We start from the raw sequence: 11873 nt of genomic DNA on the forward strand, positions 1-11873 counted from the left end.
GCCGAGATCAAACCAGCTCATTCCGCAGCCTCCAGCCATTGCTGCCCATGCACCAGTTCAGCCGAGCAGCGCTGCATCGTCGGTGATGCGCGGCAGATGCTGTTGGTGAGGTAGAAATCCTTGATCGGATAATCGGCGATTTTGCCGGAGACCTTGGCGTCCAGCTTCGGCTCTGCCCAGCCATAGTCGGCCAAGCCTTCCTGACCGAGCGCAGGCACAACTTTCGCCATCGCAGCGCGCAGTTCATCGAGGCTGTCAAAGGGCAGACGCTTACCGAGCACATCCGAAAGTGCGCGGAAAATGGCCCAATCCTCACGCGCATCGCCCGGCGGGAAGACAGCACGTTCACCGAGTTGGACGCGGCCTTCGAGGTTCACCCAGGTGCCCGATTTCTCGCTATAGGCTGCACCCGGCAGCACGACATCGGCATTGGCCGCACCATTATCGCCATGATGGCCGACATAGACTTTGAACGTCTTGGCAAAGAGGCTGTAATCAACCTCATCCGCGCCGAGGAAGAAGGCTAGCTTGGGCTTCTTCGCGGCCAGCGCCTTGATGCCGCCGTCAAACGCATAGCCGAGCATCAGCCCGCCCATGCGCGCAGCAGCGAAATGGAGCACGTTGAAGCCATTCCAACCGTCTTTGACCAGCTTGTACTTCTTGGCAAAGGCCAGCGCTGCGCCGTGGACGCCTTCATAGCGCAGCGCGCCACCACCGACGATAATCGCGGGGCGTTCGGCGGTCTTCAGCGCATCGGCCAGTGCCTTGGGAGCTTTGGTCAGCGCGCCGAGATCGTCACCCAGCCATTCAACCTTATAGGTCAGGTCGGTTTCAGGGCCAATGGCGAAAACCTTTGCGCCCTTTTTACGAACGGCCTTCTGGATGCGGGTGTTTACCAGCGGCGCTTCGCGGCGAAGGTCGCTACCCACGAGCAGGATCACATCGGCATTTTCGATGCCCGCGATGGTGGTATTGAAATTGACCGCCGACAGCGAAGAATTTACGAAACCTACGCCTTTCACACTTAACGCGGCCTCATTGATCTTTAGCAATATCGCCGTCTTTTCGTCTACGGGAACGTCGAACGGGTCTTTCTCAAACGAGCTTTTCCAACTCGCCGTGACCTTTGGTGTCGGAACCAACTCGATCTTTTTTCGTGTGATCGCCGAATTGGCTTTGGCAATAGCAGCCGCCTCTGCCGTCACTCGCTTGACCTCGTCGATCGTTACGATCGGACTTGCCGCAAAGCCCCAAGTGCCGTTGATCAATACACGTACGCCAAAGCCGAAATTCTGGCCGCTCGACACGTTTTGAACCTGCCGTTCGCGTGTGGAAACGTTCTCAATACGATATCGATTTATCCGAATATCGGCGTACGATGCTCCGAGCTTCTTTGCCGTAGCAAGTGCGGCATCTGCCATCGCATCTTTGTTGGCGTCAAGATAAATACTTGCTGCAGCCTGTGCCTCATAGGCCCAACTCGGCAGCGTCAGGGCACCGAACGTAAGTCCGGCGGTTTTGATGAAATCACGTCGAGAAAAGGACATTATTCCCCTCACTTTGAATTGAATAGATTAGTAACTCGGAACGCTTCCAAGTTTATGGCAGGGCAAATAGCAAAGTCAAGAATTGCAGGCCGAACGGCACCCCGGTCTTGCCGGAATGCCGTTCGGCGACACCGAAACTCAATCGCAGCTGGCATCACTAAATATCGGCAGCGATGCGAAGAGCGATTGATATTGACGTGCGTTTCCGGCAACGTTCCGTTTGACTCGCCGAATCACGTCGCATCGATATGGTTCGCCGGACAGTTTTTCGGCAAGGAACTGTAGTGCGATCGTTTCGCTCTTGTATTCGCGATGTTCCCATATCTCAGTAGGCGTTCCGCCCATTTTGGCAGCTAGGTCGACTAGCTTATTGTCCTTCGTGTTCCAGCCATTTTTGAGAAAAATACTGCTGTATTGCGGCACTAACTTGTCCTGTAGGCGCAATAGCTCGCCGCTTTCCCGCAGTATTTGATCAACATGTCCAAGCTCGTGCGAGAATTTCGTTACGGCCAGCAATCGGCCGTTGTGAGTTGTTGCGGTTTCCGTCGCGGCTAATGATTCGAGCACAGGGTAATAGTACGAATTCGGATAACCCCGATCGATGTCGCCGCCGAGAGTGACGGTGGCACCGACCAGTTCGCCCGCATCATTGAATTCAAGATCGCCTGTCCCGGCACCTTTGTCACGCTTACCCGTAACTTCGATCTTCAGCACAAATGCCTTGTTCGTTTCGAACTGCGACCATTGGGCTTTGCCGAATTCGGTCGAGAGTAGTTCGGCCTTCCACAAATCGAACTTTGCTCGATACTTGGTAGGTACATCTTCGCGAATTCCGCCATCAGTTGGCGTAGCGACATTCCTACGAATTCTCATATTCGCATCACAAAACTCGCCCGCAATAACGCTGCTGCAAAACGCAACGATCACGAAAGAGAAAACGACAAATCGGCTCATATGCACTTCACCTCGCCCGTCGAAATTTTGACCAATATTGATTGTTGGCGAGTAGCGTAGCACAAAACTTGAAATTTCAGCAAAAGAAAACGGCTCAAGCGTAAATGCTTGAGCCGTTTGATCGATAGAAGTCGATCTGCTTAGTTTCGAAAGATCTCAGCGATCGAGCGAAGTTTTGCCGCAGACGCTGCGTCCTTTGCTGTTTCGGCGAGAGTGTTTATGTGGTCAACCATCGACTTGAGTTCGGATGCTTTCGACTTGTCTGTTTCAGCCGCTTGGATCGCGTCGCGAAGCTTTGTGATCTCAGTTGGATAGACGACTTTTGCACGTTCGAGCTGGTCAATGTACGCTTTTGCAACGACAAGCGTTTTCGGGGCAACGGTGCGATGTTGACTTTGAACGTTCAAGACCGATTCGCGAACTGATTTTGCCGCGTCGATCTCGTTCTGCGACAAAAATCGCGTCGGCGTCAGTTCGAAAACGTCGAGTCCGCGTGCGATCTCGGACGAATAGATGTTGCCGTTATACCAATATGCTGACCACGAACCTGCGAGCAGCAGCATATTTGCATCGACTGGTCCGCGATCAAAAGCCGCGATCTCCATCGGGTTTGCCGGATCGGTGAAATCCATGATCGAAATGCCGCCCTGGTACCAAGCCTGAACCTTGATGTCGCGTCCGGGAACGGGAACTAGCGAGCCGTTGTGAGCCACGCAATTCTCGGTATCGCCCTGAGCCGCAGGCAATTTGTAGTAGTTGGCAAACTTTAGCTTTCCGCCTTCGAGGTTAAAGATAGCGTTCGCTCCCCAAACTGTCGGATCGGTCGCTCGGCATCGTGCTCCCATGCCGCCACCCCATTCGTCGGTGAAAACTACTTTCTTTCCGTCATTAGAGAATGAGGCTGAGTGCCAGTAGGCATAGTTCTTATCGTTTACAGCGTCGAGCCGTTTTGGATTCGCGGGGTCTTTGATATCGAGCAAGATACCGTTGCCCGAGCAGGCACCTGCCGCGAGGCCGAGTTCCGAATAAACTGTAATATCGTGACATTGATCGGTCTCTTCCGGACGTCCCTTGTTCGCGTGCGAACCGCCGTCGTTCAGAGCATTGATCTTTTCACCATCGCCAAAAATTCGCGGACTGGCAATGATCTTTGCATCCTGCGGCGCAGAAACCGGCACCTTAATAATGTCGATCCTAAATCTCGCCGTGTCGGGCGTTTTCGAAGGATCTCCATCAGTACAGCCTGCGAGTTCCTCGCTTTGACGAACAAACGACGTTCCCGAAATGTAAATATACACGTTCTTTTTATCGTTGGGATCTTCGACAAGCGTATGCGTGTGCGAGCCTCGGCACGACTGAACTGCTGCGACCTGTTTCGGATTCTTGATATCCGAGATATCGAAGATACGAACTCCACGGAATCGATCTTTCTGCGCCGCAGGCAATCCGGGAGCTGTTTGTGCCGGAAACGCCTGCGTGCCGCAATCAATTCGGCCGTTCTGCATCTCAACCGACATAAACATCAGGTTTTTGTAAACAGAAACGTCACCTTGTCCGCCGGGGCAGAGCATTGATGTAACAAGCTGCGCCTTTGCAGGATCCGCGATGTTGTAAATGTTGATGCCGTAGAAATTACCCAAGAAGAGATAATTGCCTTGGAAAGCAAGATCGGAATTTGCGAGTGCAAGTCCCGCGATCGGCATCTTCATCGCCGGCGGTATCGGTGCGTTTTCCGGAATTCCCATTGCGAAAAGTGCTTTTGCAACTCGCGGATCGTTTGGATCGACGCCAAGATCGAATGCGGCAGGTTTGCGATAAAGATTGATATGTTTGATACCGAACGAGAACTCGGCTGCGTCATATGCTCCTGCACTGAGGCCGAAACGCGGGTCGCCGGCGTTCGAACCTTTCATGCCCTCCGGCAACGGCGGAGCCTTTTCAGGTGCGAATGGGTTGCCGCCTTCCTGAGCGACAACAGAGCCGCAAAATGCTGCAATTACAAATGCAAACGTTGCCACTATCGACGTGGTCGAAATTCTTGTTGATTTCATCATCTTATCTACTTGAGCGATCCAAGCATTTTCTCCATTATATTGATCTCTGCTTTCTGTCCCGTATCGACATCAGTCGCAAAATTGAATAGTTCTGCATCTTGCCCCGCACCGGCCGTGTTAAATAGGTCATCGACCATATCGAGTGCACCTTTATGGTGTTGTATCATGCCTTCGAGAAACAGGCGGTCGAATTCGGCACCTTTTGCTTTTGATAGTGCCGTCATTTGCTTTTTCGATAACATTCCCGGCATCAACATATTGCTGCCATGCCCCGAATGGTCCATCTCGGTTTTCTCGCCGCGAAGGCCGAGCCAACGCCGCATAAAGTTCATCTCGTCCGATTGCGATTGCCTAATTCGCGCACCAAGGAGTGTTATCTCTTTGTTCTGAGTTCGGAACTCGATCAGTTCGACCATTTCAACTGCCTGACCATGGTGCATTATCATGCCCTGCATGAAATCGACATCTTTGGCCGAAACGGCAGGAATGATCGGTTTCGTGTCCGCAGGCAATACTTTCGTCGCCTGTCCGGGAGCTCCGGGCTGAACGACAACGGCTTGTGCGCAGCAGATACCGCTGAACGCCAGCACAAACGACGCTAGCCAAATTTTAGACACACTAATACCGAGCATTGTGATTTAACTTTACCACATTGCTTACGACAGGTTATTGCCAAAAGTTTTGGAAAATTGAGGTTTGGAGGCGGCGATCGGAATCGAACCGATGAATAAAGCTTTTGCAGAGCTCTGCCTTACCACTTGGCTACGCCGCCGGGCGTAAAGGATAAAGGAGAAAGGAACAAAGAAAAAGTAAAGCAAAAAACTTTATCCTTTCTCCATCTTCCTTTCTCCTTTAGGATCTGGAGCGGGAGACGAGGGTCGAACTCGCGACTTCGACCTTGGCAAGGTCGCGCTCTACCACTGAGCTACTCCCGCTTGTGGCAAACCATAATTCTACCGTCTGACAAGAAATTGTCAAGGCGACCAAACTACTGTGAGGTAATATTCTTCAAGAAACTCCAATCACCGCTCGCATTGATCTTAATATCGCCGATGCGCTTGTTTGCAACAATAATGTTTGCAGGATACCAGAGTGGAAGCAGCGGCAACTCTTCGCTTGCGATGGTCCAGGCTTTGCCGTAAAGTTCCTTGGCTTTAGCCTTATCGGTCGAGTTTTCAGCATCAAGTACGGCTTTATCAAGTTCCGCATTTGTATAGCGGCTGCGGTTGCAGCAGGAAACTGTTCCGCCGGGGATCTTTGTCGAGCTGAATAGATCTCGCAAGAAGATCGGATCTTGATTGCCGCCGATCCAGACACCTGTGTACATCTGAAAATTGCCTTGTGCAAGGTGCGTTCTGATGGTGTTTACCTCAAACGTTTCGATCTGAACATTCAAGCCAACGTCATTCATCGCACTCTGCAGAACCTGCGAATACTGGCTAACGGCCTGTAATCCGGATCCGAACTTGAACACGATCGGCTCGCCCTTATAACCGGCCTCCTGGAGCAACTGCTTCGCTTTCGCAGGATCGTAAGAATACTTCGTACCTTGCGAGTATGCCCAAGAGTTTGGCGGCAGAATCGAATCCGCGACCTTTGCCTGATCGAAAAGTAATTCGCTGACGATCTTCTCTCGGTTTATAGCATAGCCAATGGCCTGGCGAACTTTTACGTTATTAAGCGGTGCAGATTGCGTGTTGAAAACAAGATACTGAATGTTCGAACCATCAGACTGCTCGACCTTTAAGCTCGCGTTCGAAGCTAGCGACTTCAAAGTATCCGGCGAGATATTATTCGGATTCGGAGCGATATCTACGCCGCCGGTCGAGAGTTCGGCCTGAAGTGAATTTGCGTCTGTGATCGTCTTCAGTCGGAGCTTGGCAACTTTCGGTACGCCTTCCCAATACTCCTGATTTGCAGCGAGTTCGACAATGCTTTGCGCAGCGTCAAGACTCACAAACTTAAACGGTCCGGTCCCGATCGGTGCATCTTTCTGACGAGGAGCCGATCCCGTTGCGATGATCGGAACGGCCACAAGATTTGACAACAACTGATTACGCAATGCCGGCCGAGCAACCGTAAACACTACTGTTTTGGCGTCCGGAGTCTCGATCGAAGAAATATGAGCGATACGCTTCATCTTCTTCTCTTCGGCAGGCTTAGCCGCTGCGGGCGAAGTTGCCGGGGCTGCCGCCGGTTTCGTAGCCGGGGCCGAATCATCGGGAACCGAATCAAAAAACGCTCCGGCCTTGTAGCCATTCGAAGCAAACAACTGCTCAAAAGTATATTTCACATCCGCTGACGTGAAATCCTGACCATTGTGGAACTTCACGTTGTCTTGCAGCACGAACGTTATGACCTTGCCGTCCTCTGACGTTTTGATCTCTTTCGCCAATTCACCAATGTACTCGAACTTCTCATCCTTTTTGACCAGCGAGTTGAACATCAGGTTCTTAACACGTTCGGCGGCAGCGTCCGAGGACATGGTCGTCACAGTGTCAAAGGTCTGGAATTTCTCCGGAAGTGCGACGGTCACCGCATCCGAATTTCGGCGGCGGCACGTCGATGCCGTGGCAAAGAATGAGAGAACAAGAGAAAGTAAGATCAGTTTACGCAAATCAGTAACGCCTCCTCAGCGATTCAAATGTTGGTTAAATTCTGCAATTTCGTCAGACAGTTCGGCAAGCCGCTCTGCGTTAAATTCGAGTGGCGGCGAAAGACGTTGCCTGCCGCGTTCGATACGAGCGACGGCTTCGTCAACACGTTCCATCGCGATCTCGCCGCGTTCGACGGCACCGATCACAGCGTCGCGTCCCTCGATAATATTGTCACGACCAGCACAGATCGCGAGCATGTCTTCGCCCGCATTTACGGCCTTAACACATGCTTTGCCGATGCCGTAATTCTTCAGGATCGCGCCCATTTCTAGGTCATCGGTGATTGAGATGCCTTCGTAATTGAATTCGTCTCTAAGCAATTCGGTCACAAACTTGCCGTTCAATGACGACGGCGTCATTCTTCCGTCTAGATCTGAAATTTGATTTTTCGAATTAGGAAATGCTGCGTGAGCAACCATGACAAAAGCCGGATCGTGAGTCGCAGTAAGCTTCCGATACGGCAACAGATCGGTGTTTGAGAGTTCATTGTCATCGATCTCAACCGAGGGCAGTTCCTCATGCGAATCAACCGCAGCGGCTCCGAGGCCGGGGAAATGTTTGATACATCCTAATATTCCTTCGGACTGCAACTTATCAAGAAATGCGCCTGCCAACTCGGTAGCTCCCTCGGCATTCGAACCAAACGCTCGCGAGTAAAGTCCGTTGTTATCCTTCTCACGCGCCGCATCGATGACATCAACAACTGGAGCAAAGTCCGTGTTGAATCCAAGAAGACGAGTGCTCTCAGCGATCAAACTCGCCAGTCTTCGAGCCTCCTCGACCGTCCTTATCTTGTTGGCTGCCGGCATTGGCGTTAGAATTCGCCGCAAACGATCGACGAGGCCGCCTTCTTGGTCGAGCGATAAAAAGGGCACGAGTTGCGACATCTCGCGGATGCCGTCGAGCAGTTCACGCGTTTGTTTTGCTTCGCGAATGTTGCGTGCAAACAAACATATTCCGCCTGGGCGGAAATCTTCGATCAATTCGCGCGTTGAAGCATCAAGCTCAGGGCCTGCAATTCCAATGAAGAAAAGCTGCCCGACTTTTGTACGAAGATCCAATTGTTCAGGGGAATTGACCATCGAGAAAAACAAAGTCTAACAGCCAAGCTTGGAGTTTGGAAATCGGTTAGACGATCTTGTTACGTATATCGGCGAGCATTCGTTTCGCGTCTTCGGGCGAGAGCGCCTCGACATCTACCTCACGCAAGGCATCGATCGCAGATTCATTTGCGACCGCAAACAGCGAAGATTGCGATGCAATTCGGCTACCTGCGGCTTTTGCGAGTCCTGTTCGTTGCTCGTCGGCAAAAACTGCAAGTTCGTATTTCTCGAGCTTGGTAAGAACGTCTTTCGCACGTTCGATAACGTTTCGCGGCAGGCCTGCGAGGCTTGCAACTGCGATCCCGTAGGATTTCGATGCTTTGCCTGGAGCGAGTTTGTGCAGAAAAACGACCTCGCCGTCGCGTTCTTCGGCGGTGATCTGATAGTTTTTGGCTCCGGGCAGTTTCTCGGCAAGTTCTGTGAGCTCGTGATAATGGGTTGCGAAAAGTGTTTTCGCCGAATGCTTTTCCGAATCGTGCAGATATTCTGCGACTGCCCAGGCTATCGATAATCCATCAAAAGTAGAGGTGCCACGGCCGATCTCGTCGAGCAATATCAGGCTTTTCGAGGTCGCATTATGCAATATCTCCGCCGTTTCCGTCATCTCGACCATGAAAGTCGAGCGTCCGGAAGCAAGATCATCCGACGCTCCGACTCGCGTCCAAATTCGATCTACAATCGGCAACCTCGCCGCCGTCGCCGGCACAAACGAGCCGATCTGAGCCATCAGCTGAATCAGAGCGACTTGCCTTAGAATCGTCGATTTGCCGCCCATGTTTGCACCGGTGATGATTAGCAAACGGTCGGTTGAATTGTTGAGAACGATGTCATTCGGAATGAATGATCGAACCACGGCGTTTTCAACGATCGGATGCCTACCGGCTTTGATCTCGATCTCGTCACCGTCGTGCAAAGTCGGGCAAAAGTAGTTATTCCTCGCCGCGACATCGGCGAATGCGGCGAGCACATCAAGTGTCGCGAGTGCTCGTGCGGTCGTCTGCAACTTGCGGGTTTCTGCACAAACTTCGTCGCGAACCTTTTGAAAAAGCTCGCTCTCGATCCTAATGATCTTGTCTTCCGCAGTGCGAACTTTCTCTTCCCATTCTTTCAGCTCAGGAGTCGTGTAACGCTCAGCATTTGCAACGGTTTGGCGGCGTTCGTAGTCGTCCGGGACGCGTTCGATCTGACCTTTGGAAACTTCGATGTAATAGCCAAATACGTTGTTGAATTTGATCTTGAGATTGCCAATGCCGGTGCGTTCGCGTTCACGGGTTTCGAACGATGCAATGGTTTGTTTGCCGTTCGACAAGATGTCGCGCAGCTCATCCAGCTCCTCGTCAAAACCATCGCGAATTACACCGCCATCCGACAAATTCGGCGGCGGATCGTCCGAGATCGCTCGTCCAATAAGATCGCGAATTTCCGGCAATTCGAAGACATTCTCCGACAAAACCTGAAGAAGAAGGGAACTGGCATCGGCAAGAACAGTGTTTATCTTTGGGGCTTGAGAAATTGAACGCTCGATCCCGAGTAGGTCACGAGGCTTTGCGGTTCCTAGATTCAAACGCCCGATCAAACGTTCGATATCGCCGACGTCCTTCAGTAAAAATCGAATTTTCTCGCGGAATATTGTGTCGGAAAACTCGGATACCGCCGAGTGCCGCGTTTGTATCTCGTTTCGCTTTAACGACGGCCGCAACAGCCAGCTACGCAGCAGTCGCGAGCCCATGCTTGTTACGCAAGTGTCCAGGACATCGACGAGCGTTCGTTTCTTGCCGTCGCTGCGAGATTCGATAACCTCCAGATTTCTAAGACTCACAGAATCGAGGATCATCGCGTCGGACGATTCGAAAAACTCGATCTCGCCGATATGTTCAGCAGAATTTCGCTGAGTGTCCTTTGCGTATGATAAACACGCACCTGCGGCCGAGATCGCGGCGTAACGGTCGGCTATACCGTAAGCTTTCAGTTCTTTTACGCCAAATTGTTTGGTTAGCAGCGTTTCAGAATCGCGAAGATCGAATTTGTCATCATCTAGCGCCGTCAGATCGCCGTATTCGACACCGGCTTTCGAACGGCTCTCGTCAAATAGGCCGTCGGAATTCGGTTTCCCAAACTCAGGCTCGAGCATCGATGTCATCGACCTTGGAAACAAGATCTCGCGGGGGCTGTAAGACCAAAGCTGATCGACGATCTTCAACCAAGCATCGACTCCTGAAACTTCTGTCGCTACAAATCTTCCGGCTGAAAGGTCGAGGAATGCGGCTCCAAACGTATCGCCGCTGACGCAAACCGCCGCTAGATAGACCGATTCCTTCGGTTCGATCAGCTGCGGATCGATCGCGGTTCCGGGCGTAATGATGCGGACGACCTCGCGTTTTACAAGCTTGACACCTTTGCCAGCTTCTTCGGTTTGATCGCAAATGGCGACGCGATAGCCTTTGCGGACGAGTTTCGCGATATAATTTGCCGCTGCGTGATGCGGAACGCCGCACATTGGTATCGGATTTGGCGAATCTTTCTGCCGTGCCGTGAGCGTAATATCTAATTCACGAGAACCTACAATTGCGTCCTCATTGAACATTTCATAGAAATCACCGAGCCGAAAGAACAGTATCGTTCCCGGATATTGCTTTTTTATCTCGAGATATTGCCGCAACATCGGCGTGGCGTTTTCCATTTGCATTGATTATGTAGGAGAAGATTTTATTTTCAAAATCGCGAAAGTTCGTAACATTACATTTTCAAAAGCCTTGCGGTTTGTTAATATTTACGTTTGCAATAAAGGTGCAACGCGGTGCGTATCTGACACCGTCTGACGGTTAGATAGCTTTATTTATTTGCTCTTCCCGAGTCGAAGTTAGATCTTGGAGTGAAGTTTATGCATAGGGTCATTATATACATTGCGGCGATCTGCTTGGTTGCCTTGAGCGGGCTTTCAACAGTCGGTCAAACGACCGGAAACGCGATCGTGTCAACAGTAGCAAATGCAACTGACGAGCGGTATCGTATTGGTTTTCAGGACACGATAGAGATACAAGTTTTCCGTCATCCCGAACTCAATATTCGCCAAACGGTCAGCCCAACAGGAACTATTCGGCTATATCGACATGATAAGCCGATCGTCGCGGCATGCAAGACCGAACGCGAATTGGCTCAGGCTATCGAAGCAGCATACCAGGTAAGTTATCTCAAGAATCCGCAAGTTAGCGTAATGGTGACCGAGCAGAAATCGCAGCCGATCTCGGTGATCGGAGCGGTGGAAAAGGCGGGCAGTTATTACGTCAGCCGTAAAATGCACTTGCTCGAAATACTCGCGATGGCCGGTGGCCCTAACAAGGAAGCAGGAACGCGAATGTTGGTTGCTCGGGCAGGGACAAGCTCAAACTGTCAATTGGACAACCAAGCTTCGAGCGACAATATGGAATTGTTCAACTTCAAGATCCGTGACGTTCAAGAGGGCAAGAAATCACTAAAGATGGAGCCTGGCGATATCGTTTCGGTCCTTTCTTCGGATTTCGTTTACGTTTACGGCAACGTGACAGAGCCCGGACAACT

General features: G+C 51.4%; 7 protein-coding genes, 2 tRNA genes and 2 pseudogenes. 1 reads left to right on the forward strand and 10 read right to left on the reverse strand.

Annotation, left to right across the window (positions count from 1 at the left end; translation table 11 throughout):
- Nucleotides 1-17 precede the first annotated feature (17 nt).
- The 10 genes and pseudogenes from Q0239_RS05685 to mutS form a co-directional block, all read right to left on the reverse strand.
- Nucleotides 18-1016 (reverse strand): annotated as a pseudogene (locus Q0239_RS05685) (molybdopterin-dependent oxidoreductase); the annotation flags it as partial.
- A 174-nt stretch (nt 1017-1190) separates the two neighbouring features.
- Nucleotides 1191-1547: pseudogene (locus Q0239_RS18160) on the reverse strand (PmbA/TldA family metallopeptidase); the annotation flags it as partial.
- Nucleotides 1548-1685: 138 nt separating this feature from the next.
- On the reverse strand, nt 1686-2564 hold the full coding sequence (locus Q0239_RS05695; protein ID WP_298599693.1) for a hypothetical protein: 879 nt from the start codon (nt 2562-2564) through the stop codon (nt 1686-1688).
- A 77-nt stretch (nt 2565-2641) separates the two neighbouring features.
- The gene (locus tag Q0239_RS05700) at nt 2642-4555 is read right to left on the reverse strand and encodes a hypothetical protein (RefSeq protein ID WP_298599696.1); all 1914 of its coding nucleotides are present in this window, start codon (nt 4553-4555) and stop codon (nt 2642-2644) included.
- Between the two features lie 5 nt (nt 4556-4560).
- Nucleotides 4561-5187: a DUF305 domain-containing protein gene (locus tag Q0239_RS05705; protein WP_298599699.1), complete on the reverse strand. Its 627-nt coding sequence runs from the start codon at nt 5185-5187 to the stop codon at nt 4561-4563.
- 65 nt (nt 5188-5252) lie between these two features.
- Nucleotides 5253-5327: transfer RNA gene (locus Q0239_RS05710), tRNA-Cys, on the reverse strand.
- An 88-nt stretch (nt 5328-5415) separates the two neighbouring features.
- Nucleotides 5416-5490: transfer RNA gene (locus tag Q0239_RS05715), tRNA-Gly, on the reverse strand.
- 53 nt (nt 5491-5543) lie between these two features.
- Nucleotides 5544-7172 carry an ABC transporter substrate-binding protein gene (locus Q0239_RS05720; RefSeq protein ID WP_298599702.1) on the reverse strand — a complete coding sequence of 543 codons (1629 nt, stop codon included), beginning with the start codon at nt 7170-7172 and terminating at the stop codon, nt 5544-5546.
- A gap of 15 nt (nt 7173-7187) precedes the next feature.
- Entirely contained in the window at nt 7188-8294 is a 1107-nt protein-coding gene (locus Q0239_RS05725; protein ID WP_298599704.1) for a glycoside hydrolase family 3 N-terminal domain-containing protein, read from the reverse strand.
- Between the two features lie 46 nt (nt 8295-8340).
- Nucleotides 8341-10995 (reverse strand): DNA mismatch repair protein MutS, encoded by a 2655-nt coding sequence (gene mutS, locus Q0239_RS05730; RefSeq protein WP_298599707.1) that lies wholly within the window; start codon nt 10993-10995, stop codon nt 8341-8343.
- A 201-nt stretch (nt 10996-11196) separates the two neighbouring features.
- Here mutS and Q0239_RS05735 point away from each other — a divergent pair.
- On the forward strand, nt 11197-11873 hold a 677-nt coding region (locus tag Q0239_RS05735), incomplete at its 3' end, for a polysaccharide biosynthesis/export family protein (protein WP_298599709.1).

The organism is uncultured Sphingorhabdus sp., from assembly GCF_937872355.1.
In the GTDB taxonomy this organism is placed as follows: domain Bacteria; phylum Pseudomonadota; class Alphaproteobacteria; order Sphingomonadales; family Sphingomonadaceae; genus Sphingorhabdus_B.

Bases quoted from the DNA above. Each gene is read 5' to 3' on its own strand.
- Q0239_RS05725 (WP_298599704.1), bottom strand. From the start codon at position 8,294: ATGGTCAATTCCCCTGAACAATTGGATCTTCGTACAAAAGTCGGGCAG.
- Q0239_RS05705 (WP_298599699.1), bottom strand. From the start codon at position 5,187: ATGCTCGGTATTAGTGTGTCTAAAATTTGGCTAGCGTCGTTTGTGCTG.
- Q0239_RS05700 (WP_298599696.1), bottom strand. From the start codon at position 4,555: ATGATGAAATCAACAAGAATTTCGACCACGTCGATAGTGGCAACGTTT.
- mutS (WP_298599707.1), bottom strand. From the start codon at position 10,995: ATGGAAAACGCCACGCCGATGTTGCGGCAATATCTCGAGATAAAAAAG.